This window comes from Streptomyces sp. NPDC034103, assembly GCF_055575395.1.
Genome location: NZ_JBVISS010000008.1, coordinates 107,360 through 132,619 on the forward strand (window position 1 = coordinate 107,360; position 25,260 = coordinate 132,619).

11 protein-coding genes are annotated in these 25,260 nt (G+C 70.5%); 1 reads left to right on the plus strand and 10 read right to left on the minus strand.

The window, feature by feature from the left end:
• The 4 genes from ACZ56U_RS18995 to ACZ56U_RS19010 all read right to left on the minus strand — a co-directional run bounded on the left by ACZ56U_RS18995 (window position 1) and on the right by ACZ56U_RS19010 (window position 10,092).
• Window positions 1-4,320, minus strand: coding sequence for an Eco57I restriction-modification methylase domain-containing protein (locus ACZ56U_RS18995; RefSeq protein ID WP_469085152.1), 4,320 nt, complete (start codon window positions 4,318-4,320; stop codon window positions 1-3).
• A complete protein-coding gene (gene drmD, locus ACZ56U_RS19000) occupies window positions 4,317-7,562 on the minus strand; it encodes a DISARM system SNF2-like helicase DrmD (RefSeq protein ID WP_469085153.1) in 3,246 nt (1,081 codons plus the stop codon). Before drmD ends, ACZ56U_RS18995 begins: the two co-directional genes overlap by 4 nt.
• A 160-nt stretch (window positions 7,563-7,722) precedes the next feature.
• Window positions 7,723-8,985 (minus strand): serine/threonine-protein kinase, encoded by a 1,263-nt coding sequence (locus ACZ56U_RS19005; protein WP_469085154.1) that lies wholly within the window; start codon window positions 8,983-8,985, stop codon window positions 7,723-7,725.
• 186 nt (window positions 8,986-9,171) lie between these two features.
• The gene (locus ACZ56U_RS19010) at window positions 9,172-10,092 is read right to left on the minus strand and encodes a serine/threonine-protein kinase (protein WP_469085155.1); all 921 of its coding nucleotides are present in this window, start codon (window positions 10,090-10,092) and stop codon (window positions 9,172-9,174) included.
• A 164-nt stretch (window positions 10,093-10,256) separates the two neighbouring features.
• On the opposite strand from ACZ56U_RS19010, the gene ACZ56U_RS19015 reads away from it, so the two are divergent.
• On the plus strand, window positions 10,257-12,242 hold the full coding sequence (locus ACZ56U_RS19015; RefSeq protein WP_469085156.1) for an N-6 DNA methylase: 1,986 nt from the start codon (window positions 10,257-10,259) through the stop codon (window positions 12,240-12,242).
• Window positions 12,243-12,309: 67 nt separating this feature from the next.
• On the opposite strand, the gene ACZ56U_RS19020 is transcribed toward ACZ56U_RS19015, so the two are convergent.
• From ACZ56U_RS19020 to ACZ56U_RS19045, 6 genes are all read right to left on the minus strand, one after another.
• The gene (locus ACZ56U_RS19020) at window positions 12,310-13,614 is read right to left on the minus strand and encodes a TIGR02679 family protein (protein WP_469085157.1); all 1,305 of its coding nucleotides are present in this window, start codon (window positions 13,612-13,614) and stop codon (window positions 12,310-12,312) included.
• On the minus strand, window positions 13,611-17,822 hold the full coding sequence (locus tag ACZ56U_RS19025; protein WP_469085158.1) for a TIGR02680 family protein: 4,212 nt from the start codon (window positions 17,820-17,822) through the stop codon (window positions 13,611-13,613). The genes ACZ56U_RS19020 and ACZ56U_RS19025 overlap by 4 nt, the downstream gene beginning before the upstream one ends.
• On the minus strand, window positions 17,819-19,156 hold the full coding sequence (locus ACZ56U_RS19030; protein ID WP_469085159.1) for a TIGR02678 family protein: 1,338 nt from the start codon (window positions 19,154-19,156) through the stop codon (window positions 17,819-17,821). Before ACZ56U_RS19030 ends, ACZ56U_RS19025 begins: the two co-directional genes overlap by 4 nt.
• Window positions 19,156-20,781: a TIGR02677 family protein gene (locus tag ACZ56U_RS19035; RefSeq protein WP_469085160.1), complete on the minus strand. Its 1,626-nt coding sequence runs from the start codon at window positions 20,779-20,781 to the stop codon at window positions 19,156-19,158. Before ACZ56U_RS19035 ends, ACZ56U_RS19030 begins: the two co-directional genes overlap by 1 nt.
• A gap of 236 nt (window positions 20,782-21,017) precedes the next feature.
• Complete coding sequence (locus ACZ56U_RS19040; RefSeq protein ID WP_469085161.1) at window positions 21,018-21,260, minus strand: DUF5302 domain-containing protein; 243 nt, start codon at window positions 21,258-21,260, stop codon at window positions 21,018-21,020.
• Between the two features lie 122 nt (window positions 21,261-21,382).
• Window positions 21,383-25,246, minus strand: a complete 3,864-nt coding sequence (locus tag ACZ56U_RS19045; protein WP_469085162.1) for a glycoside hydrolase family 2 TIM barrel-domain containing protein — start codon at window positions 25,244-25,246, stop codon at window positions 21,383-21,385.
• Between the last annotated feature and the right edge of the window lie 14 nt (window positions 25,247-25,260).

Consider the following 25,260-nt stretch of genomic DNA (forward strand, 5'->3'; position numbering starts at 1 on the left):
TCAGAACAGGGCGCCCTCAGCGCCCTCTCCGAAATCCGACCCACCTCGCGCGGCAAGCTGCTCCTTGCGCTTCCGGATGGCCTCGGGAGACGGCGGGGGCAGGTCAGGGTGCTTCTCCCGCGCCTTCTTTTCAGTCACGCCCTTGTGGAGGCCGAGGTGAACCTCGTCGGCGTAGGCCTGGTGGTTCAGCTGGCGCAGGCGGTCGATGATCTCGGTCCGGGCGAGGAGGCCGATGGTGTAGCGAGTGCCCTGGTCAGTTTCGTGGAATCCGTGGTCAAGGGGGAATGTCTCGTGCGTCGGATGGACGGGCGGGGTCTGCCCCGAGCTGTCCAGGAGGTCATACCAGCCGTAAGCCTCAATAGTAGCTTTGTCGATCTCCTCGTGTATTTTGCGGAGCTCACTAATCTGCTCATCGCGACATTCCTGGTCATGTACGAGATTATAGGTGTCGGTCAGCCCCATACGACGAGCGAGCATAAGTTCACGGCGATAGGAATTAAGACGGTCACCGACAAGACGTAGCCGGTGCGTAAGCGAGGGAAGAACAAGAGTTTCCACGACATCAGATGGGCTATAGTTAATCCGGGTCTCAAGCGTCGAGGTACGGTCCACCGTCCACCAAAAATGTGCAGCGCTACTCAACAGAGCCAGCAGTGCAGTGTCTTGCGACGGGAAAACCCCCAGCTTGTGAGAAAGTACCGCCCCCGTTCGAATCATTACCGGCATAACTGCCTTACTGACGAGAGCAATAACGATACACTGCTCCAGCGGGGCTACCGCAGCCACCATCGATGATTGCTTCTCGGCGAACTGCCACCACCTTTCCCGGTAAACCTTGCGATTATTCTTGTCACGCTCAGGCTTCACATCACGAAGCACTTTCTCATAGACCGCCGGGTACCTTTCAGCTTCCTCAATGGGCCAGTCGTGAAAATTAATAATCCAGCGACTGGTTCCATGGTCAGGCGCTTGATTGACGTCCTGGCCATTTAGGTAAGGGAACAAAACGTCCCTGTAGCATTCATCATGGGCGATCAAACTACGAGCTTCTTCGCCAGGAAGCGTAAACCCTAGCCCCAAGACGAGAGCTCCGATGTGCGCAACTCCCTGATTCGCCACCAACGCCTGCACCCAAGGTGCTTCGCGCGTACCAGGATTCAGAGATGTAGAAATTCCGTTTGGGACCAGCAAGTCACCCAGAACTTTGATCGATGCCGCAGCCAAGGGCGCCCTACTTGTCCACACTGCACAGTACTCCAAAGCAGCGGAATTTGAAGGCCAGGGTGCACTCTTGATCGCTTTGCGAATCTCTACGCCAGCTCTCTCGAGTTGATCGAGACCCACTTCACGAGTATCACCCTGCGCAAGTGTGTTGGTGGCAATAAGACCTGACTGGCCGGTTACACGCAAAAGATCATGTGCTCGCAGTTCAAAGTAAGCTACAAGATCAGCTACGCCACGGACGCCGCGAGAAAGAAACTCGACCATCACCTCCCTGTAGGATTCACCCATTGCGCCAGTCAGCTTCTTCCCCCCCAAGAACGGCGGGTTACCCACAATCGCGTCGAACCCGCCCCCGCGCGAAAACACCTCCGGAAACACCAACGGCCAATGCACCGGCCGCCGCTCCAACGCCCCCTCCGGAAGCTCTGCCCCCAGCCACTCCTCCGCCGTAGCCCGAGCCGCCCGCACCACCTCGGAGTCGTCCTCGACCCCGTCCTCCATGATCCGCTGCACGATCCACGCAGCTCGCGGAAACAGGTCCCGGACCCGTTCCCCGCCCTCCTCCTCGTACCAAGGCACTCGCCCCGAAGCACAAGTGGCCAGTGCCGCCCCCGCGATCAGGTCCCCCACCAACCGCAGCCGCCGCGAATGCCGGTTGACCTCCTCCAGACGCTCCCGCTTCTCCTGAAGCGCCGGCAGGTCCACGCCCTTGATGGCCGTGATCGCCAACCGCTCCCGCGTGAGCTGGTCCACCAACTGCCGTGCCTGCTCGGCCAGGATGTCGGTCTGCTGCCCCGGCTTCATGTGCACCGACTGGATCTGCTCCATGCTGTGCACGCCGAGCAGTGAGTCCCCCGCCACCAACCGGTCGTCCAGGAACGTGAACGGCCGCCCCGGGTCCATCGACACCAGCCACAGCGACAGCTTGGCCATCTCCACAGCCATCGGGTTGATGTCCACGCCGTACAGGCAGTGCTCGATGATCTGGCGTCGTGCCTCGACGACCACCGGGTCCTGCTCCGCGTCCGCCGCCGTCACCGCCTCCACGGCACGCCCGGCCCGGTACGCCATCGCGTCCGCCCGGCCCTCGGACTCCCACGCCTCGATCAGGCGGTCCGCCAGGTAGCGGCAGGCCGCGACCAGGAAGGCCGCCGAGCCCATCGCGATGTCCGCGACCTTCAGGTCGAGGATCTGGTCCGCCGACTTCAGTCGCCACTCCCCTGTGTCCGCCGTCTGGAGCGGACCCGGCTCGTACACCAGCGGCTCCAGCGCGTGCAGCACGACCTCCTCCGCCAGGAAGCGGGGCGTGTAGTGCGTGCCCGTGTTCTTCCTCAGCGACGATTCGGTGACGTACAGCGCGCCGTTGGGGATGACCGTCGGCAGGCCGCGCAGGTCGTCGCGGAGGATGCCGACGAACGGCAGGAGCCGCTCCGTCAGGGCCGGGTCCTTCGTCACCGCGTTCAGCCGGCGCCGGGCCTCCGCCGCCGCCTCCGTGCCGAGCGGCGCCAGCTTCTTCTCCAACTGGCCCGCCGTCGCCGGAGGCTTGGGGTCCTTCCACTTCTCGTGGATGGACGTGGCGAGGGTCTTCACGGAGCCGCCGGCTTTCGCCGCCAGCGACTCCAACTCTCGCAGGGTAACCTCGTGTTCCAGACCCTCGGGGCCGATCAGCCCCACCATGTGCTCAGTTGCCCTGCGTCCGTCGAACGACAGCAGGCCCTCGTACACGTAGCCGATCTGCTCGACGTCCAGCGCGCGGAAGCTGAGCGTGCGGACCTCACGGTCCTTGCCCTTGCCGACGCGGACCTCCTGGACCGCCTGGAGCATGTGCAGGACCGTACGGTCGTCGATGGGGAGCAGCGGGGTGGTGCGCTCCAGCCACGGGTACTTGTCGGGGTCGAAGATCGAGCCGTCGTACGCCGGGAGGTGGAAGCCCGAACCAGGGTGGTCCACTCCCCCGTGCACGGCGTGGAAGAGGGCGATCAGGCGGTGCCACGCGGACGTCGTGTGCTCCAGCGACGTCTCGCCCTCCTCGTCCGCCCGCGCCTTCAGCTCGTCGCGCAGGAAGCGTGCCGAGTACGAGCGGGCGTACACCTCGTTGTCCGCCGGGAGCAGGCCCCGCTCCTCCGCGAACAGGAGGAAGACGACGCGCATCATGACCGCCACCGCGCCGCGGTAGACCTCGCCCGCGCTGACGCCCGACGCGTGCAGGCCCGGTGCCCCGTGCTCGACCGCCCGCACGTCCGCGCGCCCTATGGCGTCCACGAGGAGTTCGACGGCCTGGCGGACCTGCACGCCCAGCGCCTCGGTGACGTCCTCGCCCGCCGCGACGCTCGCTTTCAGCAGGCCGACCAGCGTCTCGGCGTCGTCGTACTCGAAGAAACGGCGGCGGCGCAGCAGGGACACGAACGCGCGGACGACGTTGCGCTCGGCCCGCTCGTTCCAGCCGATGGAGTCGAAGACGGCCGTCGTCGTGACGCCGCCGAGCGGGGCCCAGACCAGGCACCACCAGCGGCCGTCGGTGACCAGACCGAGCGGGACGCCGTGGTGGCGCAGGAGGCGGGCCAGGCGGTCGGCGGGGGCCGCGGACCAGTCGCCGCCACCGCCGACGCGGGCCGTGGGCGCCGTACCGGCCGGGACCGTCATGCCGAGCAGGCGTACGCGCTTGGCGGCCGACTCCACGTCCGGTTCGACCGCGAGGCCCGTGCCCGGTTCGACCAGCGCGAAGTCGGGGCGCACCTCGGTGTTGTGCTCCGCCACGCGCAGGGTGAGGCGGTCGAGGCCGTGGTGCTCGGAGTCGCCCTGGCGGAACGCCAACGCGTCGTCCCAGCCCAGCAGGCGGCCGAGCACGTAGGCCACCCACTCGTCGCGGCCCGCTGTCGTGTCCGTCTGCCAGTCGGCGTGGCGGGCGCGGAGGCGGGCGCGTTCGTCCTTCTCCAGGGCGTCGAGCTGGGGCCAGGCGCGCAGCAGGACGGGCATGGTCAGGAAGGGGCCGGAGACCTCGGTGAGGTCGAGCCACTCCTGGTGCTGCCGGCGGCCGTCGGCGGCCTGGGCCTTGGCTGCGGCTACTCCGGCGCTCATGGGGCGGCGGGGGCTCATCGGCGGGCTTCCTTTGCGGGGATCACGAAGACGACGGCGGCGGGGAAGAGGTGGGAGCGGGGCTCGCGGTATCGGGCGGCGATGGCGGCGAGTTCGCGTGTCCGTTCGGCGGGGAGCCCTTCGAGGCGCTCCTGCCAGCGGCGGCGGTCGTCCTCGAACTGGCGGCGCTCGTGGCCGGTCAGCTCGTGGGTGGACAGCAGCACGAGCTGTTCGCCCTCCCCTTCGCCCTCCTCCTTGAGCTTGGCGCGCAGGGTGGCCTCGAAGCGGTCGAGGGTCGCGGTGATACGGCTTTCCTCCTCCGCCCGGCGGTCGGCGAGCCTGCTCTCCAGCTGGCGGCCGAGTTCGCCGGCGCGGGCCTCCAGGGACCGGTAGAGGGGGTCGCGGAGCCTCGGCCAGGCCTCGGTGAGTTCCTTGCGGAGGTGCGGGGCCGCCTCGACGCCCTCGGTGAGCGCCTGGGAGAGGACCCTGCCCTGTTCGTTCACCGACTCCCAGCGGCGGAAGCGGCCGGTGTCGCCGAACCAGCCGCCCGAGTACAGCACTTCCTCGTGCAGGCGGGTGCCGTCGGTGCCGACGAGGACGTACCGCGCGTAGGCGGAGACCAGGGTCGTGGTCACCGCCGGGTCGCCGGAGACGACGGCGGTGACGCGGTGCAGGTCGATCAGGTCCGCGTTCCAGACGGCGGCGGTCAGCAGGCGCGTGGAGAGGGCGACGAGCGGGTGCTTGAGGTGGGCGAGGACCACGTCGTCCCTGCCCTGGGCGGCCACCGCCGGGGAGAAGGTGAGCGGGCGCTGCTCGCCCTCGCGGAGCTTGTGCGCGAGGCCGCGGGTGGCTCGCTCCCAGCTGCCGGACAGGGGCTGCACCTCGAAGAGGTCGCCCGGCTCGAAGTCCTCCGCCCGGAGGGTGGACGGCAGCAGCGGCGGCTGGTTGTCCAGCGCCAGCGCGGTGTCCACGACGCGCTTGACGTTGCCCGGGGTGAGGCCGAGTGCGCTCACCGTCTCGTCGTACTGGTCGGCGAGCCGCTTCGTCTGCGCGGTGACATTCTGCTCCGGGGCGACCTCGCCGCCCGTGCGGCGGCCCTTGATCGGCTTGGGCTTGGCGTTCTCGACGTCGACCGGTGTGGTGTCACCGGTCATCCGGCGCTGGACGGCGTCGGCGAGGACGGCGTTGACGGAGCCGAGGTCGTGCTCCATGCGCGCGACCTTCTTGGCGACCCGGGAGAGGAACTCCAGGTCGGCCTCGTAGGAGCCGGCCTGCGCCTGCTGCCAGCCGGAGCCGATGAAGTGGGTGATCTCCGGGTCGTGCTTCTGGCCCCAGCGGTCGATACGGCCGATGCGCTGTTCGAGCTTGTTGGGGTTGAAGGGGATGTCGTAGTTGATCAGACGGTGGCAGTGGTTCTGGAGGTCGATGCCCTCGCCGGCGGCGTCGGTGGCCAGGAGGATGCGGACCCTGCCCTCCGCGCGGGACGGCTCGGTCTGGAAGCCGAGGCGGATGCGCTCGCGCTCCTCGGCGGACAGGCCGCCGTGCAGGCGCTCGACGCGGCCCCCGTCGGTGAGTTCCTCCTGCTGGAGGAGGTCGTGGAGCCACTTTTGGGTGTCGCGGTACTCGGTGAAGACCACGACCCGGTTGTTTGTCCAATGCTTGCCGTCCGGGCGGCAGATGGCCTTCAACTCGGCGATCAGAGCTTCCGCCTTGGAGTCGGGCGCGGCCTCGTGGGTCAGGGCCCAGCGCTCCATCTCCTGGAGCAGGTCCAGTTCCTGGCCGTCCTCCGCCGGGGTGAGCGAGGTGGAGCGGGTCAGGGCGTCGTCCTCGGCGTCGACCAGGCCCGTGTCGTCGAGGTCGGCGACGAGGTCGGCGAACTCCTCAAGCCACTCGGGGACTTCGGCGGCGGCCGTACGGCCGCGCGCGGGGCCGGTGTCCTCCAGGTGGGAGAGGTAGACCTGGACGGTGTGGAGGAAGGCCGCCGGGGAGGAGAACAGCCGCTTCTTCAGCAGCAGGGTCACCAGGTCGGCGGCGCGGCGGCCACCCCGGGCGGTCGGGGTCAGCTTCTTGCGCCGCAACTCGGCGAAGGAGCCGAGCAGGTGGTGGATCTCGCGTTCCTGCGGGGTGTAGTCGACGGAGAGTTCGAGGGTCTTGCGGGTGCGGAAGCGGGGCGTGCCGTCCACGTTGGTGATCGTCGACTTCAGGCGTCGTACGACGGCGTCCTTGAGGGCTTCCTTGTCAGGGCCCTGCGGGCCGCGAATGAAGCGCTGTGGGTCGAGGAGTTCCAGGAGCGCCGTGTACGACTCGGGGTAGCCGTTGTGCGGGGTGGCGGAGAGGAAGAGACGGTGCTCGAAGTGCGGGACGAGCCGCCGGATCAGCTTGGTCTGCTGGGAGTCGACCGCGTACACCTGCTTGGGCGCGGCGGGCGCGACGTGGTGCGCCTCGTCGAGGACGAGCAGGTCGAAGAAGCGCTTGTGCTCGCCGTCGGAGCTCGCCTCGGGGGCGCCGATGACCTCGTCGAGGAGGCGCTGGGCCTTCTGGCCGCGCAGCCAGGGCAGGGAGACGATGGTCAGCGGGTGGACCCGGAAGGGGTTGGCGGCGGTGCCGTGGGTGCGGCGCAGGCGGGCGCAGTGCTCGGAGTCGACGATGGTGAACTCAAGGCCGAACTTCTCGGCCATCTCGTCGCGCCACTTGAGGGTGAGACCGGCCGGGCAGACGACCATGGTGCGGCGAGCCCGGCCGCGCAGCATGAGTTCCTGCACGACGAGGCCGGCCTCGATGGTCTTGCCGAGGCCGACGTCGTCGGCGAGGAGGAGGTTGACGCGGGGCGCGCCGACCGCCCGGGAGACCGGCTCCAGCTGGTACGGCTCGACGGCGACGCCGGAGCGGAACGGGGCCTGGAGGGTTTTGCCGTCAGCGGAGGCGACGGCGGACCAGCGGACGGCGTCGAGGAACGCGGCGAGGCGGTTCGGGGAGTCGTAGGAGCCCGTGGAGGCGTCGGGCAGGGAGCCGGCGGGCAGGACGCGGCGGCCGGGCTCGACCTCCCAGATCACGGAGAGGGTGTCGCCGAAGCGGCCGTCGGCGACGGACTGGAGGTGGACCAGCGTCGCGGGGCGCCGGTTCTCCGCGCCGTCGGACGCGGCCGGGGGCGGCTCGACGCGGGCCACCACCCAGGACTGGCCGCGCACCTCGACGAGGTTCCCTTCTTCGGGAAGCGGCTGTGCCGCCGTCCGCTCGGTCTCGCGCTGAGCTGCTGGCGTCATGAGCGCTGTTCCCCTCGGTGTTCACCTGCCGTCGTCCGTAGACAGTGTCCCGTGTGCTGTCTCCCCTCCGGAACGACGTGACGGCAGGCTAACACGCGCCATCGCCTGTGAACAGAGTTCACGATTTATCGAGGCAGCGGTTCGTACCCCCTGGCGGTCCTCAGCTCATGCGGCGCAGTCGTTCCAGCAGCTTCCGGCTCCGTCCGTGCCCGGCGTCGGACTCGGGCAAGACCGTCTCCTCCTCGTCGGCCAGGCGGCGCAGCAGCTCCTCGGCGGCGTGCCGTTCCCCGGTGCGGATCAGCAGGACGGCGATCTCGTAGCGGGTATCCAGCACGGCGGGGTGGCCGGGCCCGAGCAGGCTGCGCTGTTCGGCAAGGACTGACTTCAGCTGGTCCAGGGCCTCGCGGGTGCGGCCGAGCGACCCCGCGCACAGAGCGGCTCCGGCCCGGGCGGCGAGCGTGCCCGCACGGTCGAGGCCAGGGACGGCCAACAGCTCGCGGTACTCCTCCAGAGCTCGGGCCGGACGTCCCGCCCGGCGCAAGGCGGCCAGCTCGGCCAGTCGCGGGTGAGTGAGCGTAATCCCGGCGCCAGAAGCCGGTCGGGGTGCCCAGGCGGTGAGCAGAGCGGCCGCCTCCTCAGCGGAGGCGGGCCTGTCCTCGGGCTTCTTCTCCAGCAGCCGCTCGACTAGCGTCCGCAGGCCGTCCGGTACGCCGGGGCGACGGTCGGCGAGCGGCGGGACGGGGTCGTTGGCGTGCCGGTGGTACAGCATGAAGGGGCTGGCGTCCGTGAACGGGGGAGCGCCATTGAGCAGTTCGTACAGGACGCAGCCGAGCGAGTAGAGGTCGCTCGCGGGCACGGTCAGACCGACGGCCTGCTCCGGTGCCATGTAGACAACCGTGCCGGGAGTGGCGTTGGCAGCGGTGAAACGGGTCTCGCCGGGCTGGGGCTCCAGAGCCGCGGCAACCCCGAAGTCCAGGACCTTGACCTCCCCGTCGGGAGTCAGCATCAGGTTCGACGGCTTCAAGTCGCGATGCACGACCCCCTGACCGTGGGCGTAGGACAACACCTCGGCCACGCGGCGGGCCACATCCGCCGCCTGCTCGACGCGCAGGGGGCCGTCGTTCTTGAGGACGGCGTCCAAGGCGCGGCCCGGGACGAGATCCATGACCAGATACAGCTCACCTTCGTGGTTGCCGTGGTCGTGGACGGCGGGGACGCCCGGATGCCGCAGGCGACCGGTCAGGCGGATCTCGCGCAGGAACCGCCGCTCCAGCGTGCTCAGTTCGAAGCCACGGCCACGGGTGGCGAGGAGCTTGACGGCGACCTCGCGATGATGGTCGCGGTCGTGGGCCGCCCAGACGACGCCCATCCCGCCCCGGCCGAGCTCGTGCGTCAGCTCGTACCGCCCAAGGCTCCGCCGCATCGCGCCCCGCCCTCAGTTCCGGCGCCTGCCGCGCCCGCCGCCGCCACCCGCGGCCGGGGGCGTCACGGCACCCCGGCCGACCGGGCCATTCTGTCACCGGTCACGAGACTCCTGGGCCGCATGTGACCGAAAAAGTGCGGGCTACAACGATCGCAGCTCACTCACGGAACCCGGTGACACCGGCGTTCACAGGGGCATCGGGCCCTGGGGAACCAGGAAGGGGCGGCGCGGGTCCTCGGGCGGAGTCCGTTCGACGGCCAGCCCGGGGGCCGGCTCCGGCAGGTGGGGCGCGAGGCCGGCGTAGACCTCGGCCGCCGAGGTGGGGCGGTCGTCCGGCCGCTTGGCGAGCAGGGCCGTGATCAGGTCCTGAAGATCCCCGGGCACCCGAACCCCCGCGTCGGCGACGACAGGCGGGGGCGAGGCAAGGTGGTGGGAGGCCAGGAGCGCCGGCTGATCCGTGGGGAAGGGCGTCGCGCCGGTGAGCATGTGGTGCAGCAGGCAGCCCACGGCGTACAGGTCGCTGCGGCCATCGAGCCGGTCCCGGCCGGCCAGCAGCTCGGGAGAGGCGCAGATGAGGTTGCCGACGCCTTCGCCGGTCGTCGTCAGCCGCGGGTCGGTGTCACTGAGCAGTTTGACCAGGCCGAAGTCGAGGATCTTGACGACGCCGTCGCGGCGGACCATGACGTTCTGCGTCTTGAGGTCGCGATGCACCAGGTCGGCCGCGTGGACCGCGGACAGGCCCGCGCACAGCTGGGCGGCGACGGCAGTCGCCGTGGGGACGTCAAACCGACCGTCCTCCTGTTGATCGAAGAGGTACTCGAGCGTGGTGCCGTCGATCAGTTCCATCACCAGCCAGCACGTGTCGTCCGTGATCGACGCGTCGAAGACCGTGGCGACGTTCGCATGGTCGAGACGCGCGGCGGCCCGCGCCTCCCTGCCGAACCGTGTCAGTGCAGCGTCGCGGCTGCTCGCCACGGCCAGCAGTTGCGTGGCGACGGTTTTCACCGCGACGGGCCGGTCAAGAGGCAGGTCGCGCCCCTGCCACACCTGTCCCATCACTCCCCGGCCCAGTACCGACTCCAGCCGATAGCGGTCATGGATCACCATTCCCGGGGTGAGACTCCACATATTCGCCGACCTCCACACTGACTACACAACCAGATGGAACGTACACGCTGTGAACAAAGTCAATGAGGGTAGTAGCCTGCCCCGTATGAACGGCCGCCGGGAACGCCGACCAGCTTGCCGCCAAGTACCTCGGAGACTGAACCATGAGTGCCCATGACGCCGTCCCCGTCAGCCTGGCCGAGATCGCCCGGATCGCCGGCGTGGGTCGAGCCGCCGTGAGCAACTGGCGGCGCCGCCACGACTCCTTCCCCACCCGGATCGGGGGCACCGACGTCAGTCCGCAGTTCTCACTGGCAGAGGTCGAGCAGTGGCTGCGGGACAACGGCAAGCTCAGGGACATCGGCGGCCGGGAACTCCTCTGGCCGCGCTTCGAGGCGCTCGGCAGCCGCAACGAGTCGGGGCTGGCCATCGCCGAGGCGGCTCGCCGGATGCGTTCCCCCAGGGCGCGGATCACTTATCCCGAACTCTCCGCGCAGGCCCGGGACCTGGTGTCCCAGGCGGCGAAGGTAGGACGCGAAGCGGGACCGCGCGAAACCTTCGAGTTCCTGCTGCAACGGTGGCTGGACACCCATGTCCGACAGCTCAGCACCACGCCGCCGCAACTCGCCGCGCTGATGGCCCGGATCGCCCTCGCCGTCCGCCTCGGCCCGACACACGACGGGCTGACCCTCCTCGATCCGGCGTGCGGTACCGGACACCTGGCCGCCGCGGCCACGCGGGAGTACGACAGCCCAGGGTTGGAGGTGCTCGCATGTGAAAAAGACCCGGCGCTGGCCGCGTTGACGACCGGCCGGCTCGAGTTCCTCGCGGAGGACCGTGGCATACGAACACGGATCGCCACCGCCGACGCGCTGCGGGACGACCCCTTCCCCGGAGCGAAAGCCGACATCGCACTGTGCAACCCCCCCTTCAACGAACGCGACTGGGGCTACGAGGAACTCGCCACCGACCAGCGCTGGACGCACGGCCTGCCTCCTCGCACCGAGCCCGAACTGGCCTGGGTGCAGCACCTGCTCTCCCACCTCAAGCCGGGTGGAGCCGCCGTGGTCGTCCTTCCGCCGGCCGTCGCGTCACGCAAAGCGGGCCGCCGTATCCGCGGCTCGCTGCTGCGCACAGGAGTTCTCCGCGCGGTCGTCTCCCTGCCTCCCGGTAGCGCCCAACCGCACAGCGTGTCACTCCAGTTGTGGATCCTCCGCACGGCGCCGGACGACCCTGCGGCCGCTGCCCCGAGCCAGGACGCCCTCCTAGTGGACGCCACACGTTTCGCCAGGCCGGGAACGCGCGAGCCGAGCCCCGACTGGAACGGCCTCGGTTCGTTCGTCCTCGACGCGATGGCGACCCTCGACCAGGTGGACCGGCAGCCGCCGGAGGGCGCCGCGCGTGTCCCCCTGCTCGACCTTCTCGACGACGAGGTGGACGTCACCCCGGGGCGCTACACCGCTGCGACAGCCGAGCCCTCCCGTAAGGAACTCGCCGGCAAGTGGGATGAGTTCGGGTCGTTTCTGGCCGATCTGGCCGATCATGCGCGGCATCTGTCCGCACTCGACTTCGAGGCCGGGACCTCACCGACCACTACGACGGTGGGGGACCTCGTCAAAGCCGGGGCCCTGACACTGCGCGCCGGCCAGCAGCCGCCAGAGTCGATCGCAACGGCTCGCGGGGCCGCCCTGCCGCTCCTCACCATCGCCGACCTTCTGCACGACGGCACTCCCGGCGGGGTGGTTCCCACCGGCTCGGCCCCAGCCGTGGCCGAGGAGGGTGATGTCGTGATCGCCGGAGTGGCTCGAGCCTTCAAGGCGTGGGTCCACGAAGGACCGGCGATGGCCCTGGGCCCTCAGCTCTACGTCCTGCGCGTGGATGCGGACAAGCTCGAAGCCCACTTCCTCGCCGGCTGTCTGCGCGCGCCGGCCAACGGACGCCAGGCAGGCACCCACGCCTCGAGCTCGTCGAGGGTCGACATCCGGCGTCTCCAGGTCCTCCAGCTCCCCCTTGAACAGCAGATGGCGTATGCCGAGACGTTCCGTCGCCTCCGTGCCTTCGAGGAGCTGCTCACCACGGCCGACACTTCGGGCAAGGGGTTGGCGAGCGACATGAGTGATCAACTGTCGGCAGGTGGGCTGACCATCTGACCTTCTCTCACCGGGGCGGCCCACACCGGCCGTTTCCCCGCGTCAGGCCGCCGCCCGGCCCGAGCCATCACCCGAGGTCCTCCAACAGCAGATCGAGCGCCGCCTCCTCGTGGAGGGCGATGCCCAGGGCGTTCATCGTGGGGGCCAGTTCCGCGTCCCACACCGCCTCCGTAGGGGCTCCCGTGAGGGCGATCTGCGGTGTGCCGCGCATCTGCGTGCGGGTCGCTAGATACTCGTAGTCGGCCGCTCGCATACGCCATGGCTCGGCTCCGTACCGATGCGTGATCCGGTTGGCCAGCGCGATGCCAGGCCAGTCGAAGTCACCGTGATAGACGAAGGTGCAGCCGGACGCCGCCAACGCGTCCAAGAGTGTGAGAACGACCGTCGTCGCGCTCCCCGACGTGCAGACCATGGGCGCCGTACGGCCAGTGTCGGCCGCCGCTTCAACCACGTGTGGGTTTTCGCAGACGTGCAGGAGGGTGCCGGGCGGCATCTCCAGTCTCAATATGCGTAGTTCGCGGAGAGTCACGTGGGATTCCATGTGGTGGTCGGCACGCTCGCGCAGGGCCGCCTCCTGCCAGGTGTCACCGGTGGGGCGCAGGCCATACGTGAGCACCGTGCTGGACACCTCGTCCGGGGTGACCGAGGCCATGCGCCACAGGGCCCGGCGCGCGGGCGCATCCGCTGGTGGCACGACACTGTGCGCCGCCGCGATGCCCCGCAGGACCAACCGGGACAGCAGCGTGCCGTCGTCCAGGCCGTGGGCCGAGCCGGTGGCACGGGTGGCCAGTTCGCCGCGGCCCCAGGTGGCCAGGGTGGGGCGTGGGCCGGGGCCGGGGCCGGGGAAGAGCATCGCCAGGATCTGTACGGCCTGGGCGATAACAGTCACCGCAGTCTTCGGATCCTGGCGGGCGACTGCGCCGCCACGTCGCGTCTCCTCCAGCCACTGTGCAGTCCAGGGCTGAGCCGACAACGACGTGGCTTCCAGCTCGGTCTGAACCGCCGCCCACACGCTGGCTCGCCCGGCCTCAGCTGCGGCGCGGATCGCTCGCCGGTCTGTCAGGGACGGACCCAGTTCCTCCAGCGTCGAGGCCAGGCCCCGTCCGACCGCGGTGGCGCGCAGGCGGATGTCCAGGTCCGACAGGCGGATCACAGCGGTGCGGCCGGTGATCGGTCGAGCCAGGAGAAGGGACAGTGCCTCGCGCTCTTGCGCCTCCAGGTGCTCGAGCCTGATGGTTCCGGCCGGTTGGAGGCCGTTGCGTTCGAGCCGGGTCCGTGCCGCCGTCCAGAGGCGGGTGAGGCCCGGCCGGGTGAGAAAAGCGAGGGCTTCGCTAGCCGGAGGGTGTTCGTCGGTTCGTTCGGTCCCCGTCATACCGACATCAGTCTCCGCTGCCGCCCGTTCCACGTGTAGTGGAGCGTGGCCACGCCCCGCACATGCGGGTCGCGCAGGCACTCGTAGATGTGGAGGGACGGCACGTCGGGCCAGTTTCCGATCAGTCGCTCGCTGGTGAGAACGAAGTCGAGGTCGAGGTCGACCAGGATGCGGCCGAGGCGGGCGTGCGTCGGCTCGTCCACCTTGGCAAACGCGTCGTCGAGAAGAATCAGGCGAGGTGCTTGCGGGGCGGTGTCGGCGAGGCCGGTGAAGTGCGCTGCCGCCGCTGCGAAGAGGACCAGGTAGGAGAGGACCCGCTGTTCGCCTTGGCTCAGACCGGTGCGGCCGGACAATTTGCGGCGACTTCCCGGTGCCGCGTCGCTCACCACCCAGGGGGTGAAGACGAACCAGTCGCGGTAGTCCAGGGCGGTGCGCAGGTGGGCCGCATAACCGGCTGCCGGGTCGGCGCGGCGGGCGTCCTCAATACGGCGCTGGAGGACGTCGCGAAGTTGCTCGGACTGCTCACGGGTGCGCAGCCCGGACGGGCTGCGCAGAAGGTCGACGGCCGCCTTGACATCGGCTTCGACACCGTCCGCCAGCTTCCAGTCCAGGGTGACGCCCAGGCCGTGTGACGTACGGACCGTGGCGAGGGTGTTGTTAAGGGCGGCGACCAGGGCGCTTGCGGCCAGTACTTGCGAGGACAGGTGGTCGCCCAGCTCTCCCGTCAGGAAGCGCTGGAAGACCTCGCGTTCGCGCTCCGTCAGACGGTCACGGGCCTCGGCGGCCTCGGCCGCGATGCGCTCGCCGACCGCGGCGATGTCGTGCGGTCCGTGGTCGTCGACGAGCCGGCACAGCTTGATGCCGTCGTGTTCCTCGATCGTCGCGTCGTAGCCGCCGGAGAGCTGGTCACGCAGGTCTGTGTGGCGGTTGAGGAGGGTCGTGTCGGAGACGTCGCGGCGTTCGGCGTCCAGGCCGCGACGCACGGAGTCGGTCAGCAGGCGCAGGGCTGCGATGCGCTCGCGCACGTCGTGGTGGAGGGGGTCCGGGGATTGCAGAGCCGCGGCATCCGCGTCGGGGTCGAGACCCGCTCCTCTCAGCACGCCCGGCGTCGAAAGGGCCGTACGCAGTCGCCTGCCGCAGGCCAGCACCTCGGCCTCCTGGCCGGCGAGTGTCTCGCGCCGCGCCCTCTCGTCCTCTTCCGCCCGTACACGCAGGTCGTGTACCTCTGCCAGGTCCCTTCGCACATGCGGGAGTTGGCGTCCTGTGGACTCCAGACGGCGCGTCGCCGCGGCCTCCCGGGCGAGGATCTCCTGCTCCGTGGCTCCGAGGACCTCTTCCATGGCCTGGACGGTTCGGCGGGCGGTCTCCAGGCGGCCGAGCGGCTCGGCGTAGTCCGACTCGGCCTCCCGGCGGGCGGACTCGGCGCGCTCCCAGTCCGTCCGGCCGCCCCGGTGGCCGTCGGCCGCGGACAGGACCGTGCGCACGCGTCGGCGAAGCCGCTGCGTACCCTGCCCGAGGCGGTCCAGGGCCTGACGCACCGTTTCCAGCGCGGCGGGGTCCGCGGGGAGGTCCTGGGCACTCGCCGCCGCCTCGGTCTCGCGCCGGGCGGCGACCGCGCGGGCACGCGCCTGATCCGCTTCGCGGGCTGCCGCGGACGCCTGCGAGGCGAGGGATTCCGCGGTGCGCCCGGCCTCGGTGGTACGGGCCCAGGCATCCGTCAGCCCACGTGCCGAGGGCGGCCGGCGCAGGGTGTCGCTGATCCGATCGCGGTGCTCGGCGAGGATCCGCAGGCCATGTCGGCGTTCCTCCAACTCGCCTTCCAGTTCGGCTAGTTCGCGGTCGAGTTCCGCCAGTGCGCGGCGGCGTGTCTCCGCACGCACCTCCGCGCCCACGTACTCGGCGGACTCCTTGGTGTGGCGGCCGTGGGCGATGCCGAGCCTCCAGGAGCCGTCGGTACCGATCACGGTGTGTGACCCCGCCTCCGCCACCTCGCCCACCGGCCCGGCATCGCTGATGCCGACCCCGGCCCCGGCCAGAGCCACCGCCCCGAGCACGCGCTCGATCTGCTCCGCCGTCACTCCGGTGTCGGGGGCGGCAACGGCCCGCAACACCCGAGCGAGCGTCACCCCGGCCACGGGCGCTCCGGGGACCAGGAGGGTGTCATGGGTGATCGGGTCGAGGACCACGCCGTCCGCCCGCACCCAGGCGTCGAGCAGGCCGCTCGCCTCCAGCGCGGCCTCCAGGCCTGCCCGCGCGTCCGGCTCCAGGTCGTGGGCGAAATCCACCAGCCGGTACAGGGGCGCTCCGGTGCCAGACGTGCGGGGAGCCGTGCGGTGAGGCGGGGGCGGAGGCTCGGGATCGGTGCGGCTCTCCCATTCCTCACGCCGGCGCCGCAGGCGGGCCTGTTCTGCCTCCAGTTCACGGACGGCCAAGGCGACGTCGTCACGCTCCGCGCCCCGTTCCGCCAGCCACGGGTCGACGGCCGACCGGGCCGCTTCGGCCACCTCGTCGGGGGTCTGCGCGGGCAGCGGACCATCGGCAGGGTCATGCGCGACGAGGGCCGGCACGGCATCCAAAGACGCCCCGGTGGAGGTCCGCAGCCGCTCGCTCCAGTCTCGGACCGCGAGGGCGTACGCCTGCGACTCACGCGCAGTCTCCTGCCGGCGAGAGTCGGCCCGGGTCCGCGCATGGTCCGCCTGTTCCTCCAGACGTTCGCGGGCGGCGTCGGCCTCGTCCGCCTGCCGTTGAGCCTGACTCGACCGCTCGATGAGGGCGCCCAGTTCCGTGACGAACCTGACGCGGTTCCTGATCACCGGCTGGGCGACGTCGAGTCGGGCGTCCCAGGCCTGCAGCGCACTCGTGCAGGTCTCGGTGTCGACCGCCAGCACCTCACTGTGCCGTACCAGGTGGAAGTCGCCTTCCGGAGCGGTCAGTTCGGCCGTGGTAGCGGGCGTGACCGGTGCGACGGGCGTCGCCACGGGCTCCCCCAGGTGCACGGGGTCGATCCCGGACCGCTCGGCTTCCCGTACCAACTCGCCGTGCATGGTGCTGAGTTCGACCAGCTCTTCACCGAGCCGCCGGGCCTCGGAGGTGAGACGCCGCCCCGCCTCCTCCTGGTTGCTGTGCGCCTTACGGACGGCCTTGAAGGCGGTAGCGGCCGCGCTGTGCAGCGCGGTGACCGTGGTGCGCTTCTCTCCGAGTTCCCGCAGGCTGCGGTATCCGGCGCTGGCGTGCAGGGCGGCCAGGTCCGTCTCGGCGGCACCCGCCTCGCTCGTGAGGGTGTCGATGCGGGCGTCCAGTTCGTGCTCGCGCTCGCGGAGCCCCTCCGCCCTGCGCGCCGCGTCACCGGCGGACCTGCGGTGCTCCATCAGCTGCTCCAGCTCGCCGGTCACCAGGTCCGTGCGGCTGCGCAGCGCCCCGTGCAGGTAGCCGCGGTAGTCGGTGAGGAAGGTGCGCAGCGCCTGGTCGGTGCGTTCGAGGCGTCCGAGGTAGGCCCGCACGGAGTCCAGGTCGTCCAGACTGCGGGCCACCTTCTCCACGACCTCGTCGTCCAGAGCGGGCAGGGTCTCGGCGAGGACCGAGACCAGTCCGCCGGAGTCGATGCGGTCGCCGATGGTGGGACGGCGCAGCCTGTGCAGCAGGTGGAGCAGGTTGCGGTAGCGCGCCGCGTCGGTGAGTCCGAACAGTTCGCGGGCGACCCTGGCCCGGTGCTCGACGGCACGGTCGGTGACGTTCTCCGAGCCGACGAGCGACTTGAGCTGGTCGATGGGGAGAGGGCGCCCGGCGGGGGCGAGGTCGAGGTCCTCACCGATCCGCAGTCGGGTGGTGAAGAAGAACGGCTTCGCCGTCTTGGTCGACCGGGACGCGCGGATGGCCGCGCCGACGGTCAGATGGTGGTCGTTCCCTTGCTCGTCCGTCCGCGCGAACTCCAGCCACAGGTAGCCCAGCCGGTTGGTCTGCTCGATGCCGTCGAGCATCAACCAAGACAGGGTGGTGCGTCCGGTTCCGGTGGCGTCCAGCGCACGGGCGTCGCCATCGAGGAGGTAGGGCAGCAGCAGTTCCAGGGCCTTGGACTTGCCGGCGCCGTTCTTGCCGCGCAGCAGCAGACGGCCTTCGCCGAAGGCGAACTCCTGCTCGTCGTACTGCCAGACGTTCCGGATGCCCGCGCGGTGCAATCGGTAACGGTGCGGTGTCGGCGGGCGGTTCATCGGGGCGACTCCTCGAAGACGTCGTCCGCTGGGGACTGGTCGGTACGGGGCTTGACCGCCACCGTGGTGGCGTACCTGGAGGCCGCGGCGAGCAGAATCCAACGGCCGCCGGGACGGTCCTGACCCCGCGCCTGGGAGACATCGGTGACGGAGCGCCCGTCGGCCACCGTCTGCTCGTATCCCTCGGGCAGGCCGTGGCCGTCCGCGCGCACAGGCCCGGCGGGAGCCATCAGCCGCATCCGGCGGAGGAGATCGAGTACGGCCGCGAGGAATCCCTCCCGGTCCTCCAGGTGGCCGCGCTGCCAGTTGGTCCGCCTGCCGTACTCCTCGATGAGTTCGTCGAGGAGTACGGGCAGCATGCCTTCGGGGACGGGGACGCCGATGATCAGGCGTCCGCCGACCGCCGGATGGCCGGGCTCTTCGGGCCGCAGCCGGTCGACCAGCCGCTCCACGAGAAGCAGCGCGGCTTGAGCCACCGTGCCGGTGCCCGGCAGGTGCAGGTCGGTGAGTTCGTCCTCGGTGTCGACCAGGGCGATGCCCTCGGCGCGGATCTCCGCTTCCAGGCCGAGCAGTTCGGAGAACGCCTGCGCCTCGCGCCGCTGCCGGGTACGCAGCCATTCACGCTCGGCGTCTGTGAGGTCGTCTAGGTGGACGACGGGGGTCTCGACGAGACGCCTGCGGACGTACGTACGTGGCCCTCCGAAGCCGGGGTCGGCAGCCCGGCGCACGAGGTCCGCGCCGTTGCGGCTCTGGGCGAGCGGGCCGGCGACGACGGCCCGCGCTATCTCGCGGTCCACGGTCAGCAGCGCCTCCCCTGACCGTTCCTCAGCGACGGCCGCCACATGCCCCTCGGTCTCCACCAAGACGCCCCAGTCGACGAGTTGCCGCAGAGCGGCCGCGAGGGTCCGCCGCTCGGCCTGCCGCCCTGTGTTGGCGATCTCGATGCCGGCGTCGACGGCCGCGGCCCGCAGGTCCGCGACGAGTTGGGAGAGCAGCAGCTGTTCCGGTGCGGTGACGAGGACCGACAGCGCGAGAGCCAGATAGGCGTACGCGCGGGGGCTGAACGGTGTTCCGGTCGAGAGTCGTTCCAGGCGGTGTCCCGAGCCTGGGCCGAGGCCTGCCTTGAACAGCCGGGCGTACGAGGCCTCCACCAGCAGGCGGTATCCGAACACCTGCTGGAAGCGCTGGGCCAGCCAGTCGGCGTGGCGGCGGACCAGGGGAAAGGTGTCGCTGTGCGGCCCGGTGCTGGTGACCAGGGGGTGGGCCAGCAGGAGCCGGGCTGCGGTGCGGCGCTCGGCTGCGAGCGCCACATCGTGTGCGGAGGGCAAGCGCATCAGGCACTCGCCTCCCCCATCGTCGGCGCGGACGCACTGTCGGTGGCCAGGCTCTCGACGGCCAGCGAGAGATCGTCCGCTGTCAGGTCTCCGTCCACCGATCGCAGGACGGTAGACCGCCCGGGTGTGCGCCACGCGGTCAGCCGGATGTGGAGGTCCACCTCCTCCGCCTGCGCGCCGTCGAGCAGGAAGTCGCGGGCGTCCCTGAGCAGCCCGGCGTTGCCGAGGGCTGTCGTCAGGAGCTCCAGGAGCAGTCGCATGGCCGGAGCACTGAGGCGCACCTGGTCGAACCTGCCCGAGGAGCTGCGCAGTTCGTCGGCGGCCGCCCGCCGGGCCTCGGCCTGCTGCCGCGCCTGCTCCATGAGGTGACGTTTGTGTGCGGAGTGGTCCTCGGCCGCCGCGGCCCGCCCGCGCGCGGCCCTGCTGCCGCGCTCGCGCAGCGCCACCGGCACGTCCACCACGGGTCCTGTCCACCAGCTCACGTACGCCGGCACGGACCGGTCGGGGTCCGGTGCCACCCCCAAGTGGCGCGCGCCGTAGAGCCCGAAGGCGGCGACCGCCAGGTCGTGGGCCTCTTCCGGCTCCGCCGCGTCGAACCAGGCTGCGAGCCGCAGCAGGTCGTTGCGACGGGAGATCTCACCGGACGCCGAACGCAGCATGCGCTTGGCATTGGCGAGCAGCGACTGCAGGGCCCGCAGGGTGGCGTCCCTGAGCTGATCCACCTGGCTGGAGTGGCCTCCGGTGTCGGTGAACCACTCGCGCAGCCCCTCCCAGTCCGCGAGGTCCCGTCCGCGGCTGCGCTGCACCCGCGTCTCGGGAAGCCCGTCGGCGAGTGCTCCCATGCCCGCCGCGTGCGCGTCGATTCGGGCGAGCAACCCGGGCAGGTGGGGCCGGATGAAGTCCAGGTGGGCCGCGATGCGCGGAGCCCTGAAGGAGACGTCCTCGGTGATGGCCTCCACGTAGTCGAGCAGCAGCTCCTTGAACCCCTGGTACTCGGCCGAGTCGAGGTCGTAGCGCGCCAGCACCTGGCCCAGATAGGCGTAGAAGTCCCGGACAGACTCGGCGAATTCGGCGAACTGCACGAAGAGCGTGCTGATCCGCTCCAGCGCCTGCTGCGGATCGGCACCACCCGGCGCCGCGGCCATGGCGGCGATCTCGCGCAGTCCACGGTCGACAAGGACCAGCAGCTCGCTGCTCACCTCACGTGCCGCGTCCGCCCCGGCCAGCACCTCGTCCGCGCCCCGCTGCACGCGCTCCCCCAGCTTGGACAGCTGGTAGCGCGACCGCGAGCGCTGGTACTCGGTGATGCTGGTTGCTTTGACGGCATGCGTGCTGCGCAGCAGATTGCCCCAGCGCACGAGCTCTTCGAGCCTGCGGGTGAGCGTCTCCGCGTCCAGCGCCGCACCCGGGCCAGCCTTCTCGGCCAGCTTTGCAAGCAGGTCCGGTACAGAAAGGTCGGCGAGCAATGTGCCGCAGAACACCCGCATCACCGCGATGTATTCCAGGCGCTCAGGTGCGCTGAGGTACGCGTACGCACCCAACCGCTGCCATGCCTCAGCGTCGGCTTCCTCCCCGTCTGGGACTTTCCGCTCGTTCCCCTCCATGGCGTCGAGGGTACGGACCATCACTGACACTCTGGAGGAGAGTTGCGGAAAACCGGCCGTTCGCATTTCGGAGCCCGCACACGTCGCGTCGGCCGAAGTGCAGGTCAAGGGCGGTGGCGGAAGCGTACAACCATTCGCCTACGGATCAGCTCGACTTCTGCTGACACTTCTCGACGGAGTGATGCGGACGGCCCGGGGGGACGCCGGCCGGGCGTGCCGGCGTCCCCCCGGGCCGTCGACTACGTCGACCGGTCGGCTCAGCCGCCGCTCTTGCGCCGGAAGGAGCGCTGGCTCGAAGCCGGGCCGTGGGCCGCGCGTACCTTCGACGCGTCGGGGTTGGCGGCGACATCGGCGGCGTCCGCCTGGACACCGCGCTTGCGGTCCAGGGCTTCGCGGAACTTGCGCTTGAGGTCGTAGTTGCCGTTCTCGTCCGGCGCCAGAGGAGACGTCTCGGCGGCAGCCGGCTCCGAATTGTCCGGGGATGCGGGCTCTGCGGTCATGGGGGCCTCCTGGGTTCGGGGTGGGGAAGCACAGCTTGTCATGCCGGGCGCGATCCGGGGCGCCGGGTCCCGGCCGCACACCGGAACCGAGCCCCGCCACCGTGGTGTTCCGTCGGGCCGCCTCACTCCAGGCCGGTGGGCCTGCGGTGCGCCGCCGTCGCCCCGCCCAGGTCCGGCAACGGCCGCAGCCGGTAGGTGTAGGCGTAGTCGCGGTTCGCGAACAGCTTGTACTCGTCGTGGGTGTGGGCGCCCCAGCTGTCGTCGCCGCCGACGCCCATCTGGTGGTGGGCCAGCCTGAGGACGACCTCGGCACGCGGGTTCAGCTGGTAGTCGTGGCGCACGCCCACCGACAGGTCCTCCGGGGTGAAGTGGGAGGCGTTGACCTCCAGAAGAGGTTCACCGGAGACGAGCAGGCCGGGCCCGGTGCCGCCGGTGAGGGCGAACCAGCGGACGTCGGTCCTGTTGCCGCTCTCCTGCGGGCGCAGATAGGAGGTCCGCTGGCCGGTGACGGTGCCGGAGTACAGGCCCACGTCGGTGGCGTCGGCACGGTCCCAGTGGTTCTCCTCCGGGCCCCGGCCGTAGTAGCGCACCTTCTCCAGCCGGGCGGGCAGGAACAGCAGGATGCCCACCTCCGGGATGTACGGGAGGGAGGCGGCGCCCGGGTGGAGGGTGTTGTCGACCTTGATCTCGGCGTTGCCGAAGACCGTGTAGGTGGTGGTGTACGCCGACTCGGTGGTCGTGGGCAGCGTGCCGCTGACCTCGATCACGACGGCCCGGTCCCGCAGGGCGCGCACGCGGACGGAGGTGACCCGGCGGTTCGCGCCGGCGTCGCGCCAGGTCTGGTTGCGCAGGTGCTGGCCGTTGCCCCGGTCGTTGTCGGTGGGCGCCCGCCAGAAGTTCGGCGCCGGACCGGAGGCGATCAGCCGGCTGCCGGAGGCCTGGTAGGAGGTGATGAGGCCGCTCTTCTTGTCGACGGTGAGGGAGAAGCCCTTGCCGGTGACGGTCACCGACGCCTCACCGTCCTCGAAGCGCAGGGCCGGGACGCCTGCCAGCGGCGCCGGGATCACGGGCGGGACGCCCGCGTCGACGGTGAGCTGTTGCTTGGCCACCTCGAAGCCCGCCTTGGCCCACCGGGTGGGTTCCCTGGTGGTGAAGGAGAGGTGGAGGAAGTACTCGGTGCCCGGGGCGGGGCGGGGCGGCACCTTGAAGGGCACCGTGACGTCCTTGCTCGACAGGGGCGGCACGTCCAGCTGAGCGTGGCTGAGCTGCCCGCTGCGCAGGACCTTGCCGTCCGCGACGAGCCGCCATCGTCCGTCGAACTCGCGGAGGTTGGTGAAGAGGTATTCGTTGGTGAGGGTCACCCTCCCCGAACCGGCGTCCGCCCAGCTGGCGTTGATCGCCTGATAGACCTGCTTGACCTCGGCGGACTTGCCGGTGAGGCCGCGGTCGGCGGTGACGATGCCGTCGCCGGAGAAGGCCCCGTCGTTGGGGTTGTCGGCCCAGTCGCCGCCGTAGGCGTAGAAGGTCCTGTCGCGGGGCCGCCGCTCGGAGAGGTCCACGGTGGCCGCGTCGAACCAGAACCGCACGCCGTCGTCGCCGGGTCCGCGTCCGCCCGAGGCGAGTTCGGCGGCGCCGAGCGCGCGGGCGTACACGCGGGCCCGCCGGACGGTGCCGCTGAACTCCCGGGTGGGGTTGTCGACATCGGTGGCCAGGGCCAGCGGGGCGGTGTTGTTCTCCGGGCGCCGGGTGGTGGTGCGGGTGGCCCGGACCGCGCCGTCGACATGGAGGGTCATGGTGCCCGCGTCCGCGTCGAAGACGCCCGCGACATGGTGTTCGCGCCCGGTCCAGTCGGCCGGCAGCGCCCAGCTCGCGCTCACCCACTGGCCGCCGCCGTGGATGAAGAACTCCAGGTTCCTGTTCGTCTGCTTCAGGGCGTACTGGGTGTCGCCCTTGGCGAGGATCGGCTGGTGGCCGCCGGTCACGTGCGGGGTGATCCACGCCTCCACGGTGAGGGAGCCGGTGAGGTCCAGGCCCGGGTCGCGGGCGAAGACGGTGCCGCCCGAGATGCCCTCGGCGCGGGTGAAGGTGCCGCCGGCGGCCTGGATCTCGCCCTGGAGCGCGGCGGGCCCGGCCTCGGTGAACCGCTTGCGCGTCGGTGTGGGCCAGGCGAGGGCCTGGTCGACGAAGTCCCAGATCCAGCCGCCCTGGAGGACGTCGTGGCGGCGCACGATGTCCCAGTACTTCTTGAAGTTGCCGTTGGAGTTCCCCATGCCGTGCGAGTACTCGATCATCACGTACGGCCGGGTGTCGGTGGTGTCCTTCGCGCGGGCCTCGACGCGGGAGGGGCTGTCGTACATCTCGGAGCGGATGTCGCTCATGCCCGGTCGGTCGTCGCCCTCGTACTGGACGACGCGGGTGGTGTCGTAGGACGCGATCCAGTCGTACATGGCGTTGAAGGTGCTGCCGCCGCCCGCCTCGTTGCCGAGCGACCAGATGACCACCGAGGCGTGGTTCTTGTCGCGGTGGACCATGTTCCGGGCGCGGTCCACGCAGGCCGCGGTCCAGTCGGCGTGGTTGCCCGGGTACTCACCGCGGATGCCGTGGGTCTCCAGGTTGGTCTCGTCGACGAGGTACAGGCCGTACTCGTCGGCGAGTTCGAGCCACTGCGGGTTGTTGGGGTAGTGCGAGGTGCGGACGCTGTTGATGTTGAGGCGCTTGATGATCCGGATGTCCTCGACCATGTCCGCGCGGGTGAGGGCCGAGCCGCGGACCGGGTGCATCTCGTGGCGGTTGGTGCCGCGGAAGGAGACCGGTCGGCCGTTGATGCGCATCAGGCCGTCCCGGAGCGCGAACTCGCGCAGGCCGACCCGGTGGGAGAGGGTCTCGATCACCTTCCCCGCGGGGTCGCGCAGCCGGAGCACCGCCGTGTAGAGGTCGGGGTGTTCGGCCGACCACAGCCGCGGGCGGGGCACGGCCCGCTCGGCCTCGACGGCGGCCTCCTCGCCGGAGCCGAGCGCGACGGTCCCCACCAGTGGCCGGGACCACACCGGGTGCCCGCTCGGGTCGTAGAGCTGGGTCTCGACGGAGTAGCGTCCGGCGCCCTTCCCGCCGTAGTCCCGCACATGGGCGGTGACCGCCAGGGCGGCCGTCCGGTAGTCGTCGCCGAGCGGGGTGTCGAGGCGGAAGTCGCGCAGGTGCACGGCGGGGGTGGAGTACAGGTAGACCGAGCGGAAGATGCCGCTCAGCCGGATCATGTCCTGGTCCTCGAGCCAGTCGCCGTCGGAGTAGCGGTAGACCTCGACCGCTATCTGGTTGGTGCCGGCCTTGAGGTGGTCGGTGATGTCGTACTCGGCGGGGTCGTAGGAGTCCTCGTGGTAGCCGACCAGCGTGCCGTTGATCCACACGTAGTGGGCGGACTTGACGCCCTCGAAGTGCAGGAAGGTCCGCCGGCCCGACCAGTCGCGCGGGACGGTGAAGGTCCGGCGGTACTGCCCGACGGGGTTGCGGCGGGTGGGGGCGGCCGGGGGCTGCGCCTCCTCGCCGAGCCCGTTGGGGCCCCACCAGGGGTAGGTGATGTTGATGTAGATGGGACGGTCGTAGCCGTGCAGCTGCCAGGCGGAGGGGACCGGGATGGTGTCCCAGTCGCTGTCGTCGACGTCGGTGCGGTGGAAGTCGGGGTCGCGGTCGTCGGGGCGGTCGGCGTAGGCGAACTTCCAGGTGCCGTCCAGGCTGAGCCGGTACGGGGAGCGGGTGCGGTCGGCGGCCAGGGCCTGCCCGACGTCGGCGTACGGCATGAGCGTGGTGTGCGGCGGCTCGGAGCCCAGCCGGAAGACGGCGATGTTGCCGTTCCACTCCGGGGTGGCGGTCGGCGCGTCGGCCGCGTGGGCGGCGGCGGGCGAGCCGGGCAGGGCGAGCGCGCCGAGGACGGCGGCCCCGCCCTCCAGCAGTCGGCGGCGGCTGACGGGGATCACGGGAAAGTGCGGCATGACCGTGGCCTTCC

Coding starts and splice junctions, on each gene's coding strand:
- ACZ56U_RS19035 (WP_469085160.1), bottom strand. CDS start 20,781: ATGGTCCGTACCCTCGACGCCATGGAGGGGAACGAGCGGAAAGTCCCA.
- ACZ56U_RS19005 (WP_469085154.1), bottom strand. CDS start 8,985: ATGCGGCGGAGCCTTGGGCGGTACGAGCTGACGCACGAGCTCGGCCGG.
- ACZ56U_RS18995 (WP_469085152.1), bottom strand. CDS start 4,320: ATGAGCCCCCGCCGCCCCATGAGCGCCGGAGTAGCCGCAGCCAAGGCC.
- ACZ56U_RS19045 (WP_469085162.1), bottom strand. CDS start 25,246: ATGCCGCACTTTCCCGTGATCCCCGTCAGCCGCCGCCGACTGCTGGAG.
- ACZ56U_RS19015 (WP_469085156.1), top strand. CDS start 10,257: ATGAGTGCCCATGACGCCGTCCCCGTCAGCCTGGCCGAGATCGCCCGG.
- ACZ56U_RS19040 (WP_469085161.1), bottom strand. CDS start 21,260: ATGACCGCAGAGCCCGCATCCCCGGACAATTCGGAGCCGGCTGCCGCC.
- drmD (WP_469085153.1), bottom strand. CDS start 7,562: ATGACGCCAGCAGCTCAGCGCGAGACCGAGCGGACGGCGGCACAGCCG.
- ACZ56U_RS19010 (WP_469085155.1), bottom strand. CDS start 10,092: ATGGTGATCCATGACCGCTATCGGCTGGAGTCGGTACTGGGCCGGGGA.
- ACZ56U_RS19025 (WP_469085158.1), bottom strand. CDS start 17,822: ATGAACCGCCCGCCGACACCGCACCGTTACCGATTGCACCGCGCGGGC.
- ACZ56U_RS19020 (WP_469085157.1), bottom strand. CDS start 13,614: ATGACGGGGACCGAACGAACCGACGAACACCCTCCGGCTAGCGAAGCC.
- ACZ56U_RS19030 (WP_469085159.1), bottom strand. CDS start 19,156: ATGCGCTTGCCCTCCGCACACGATGTGGCGCTCGCAGCCGAGCGCCGC.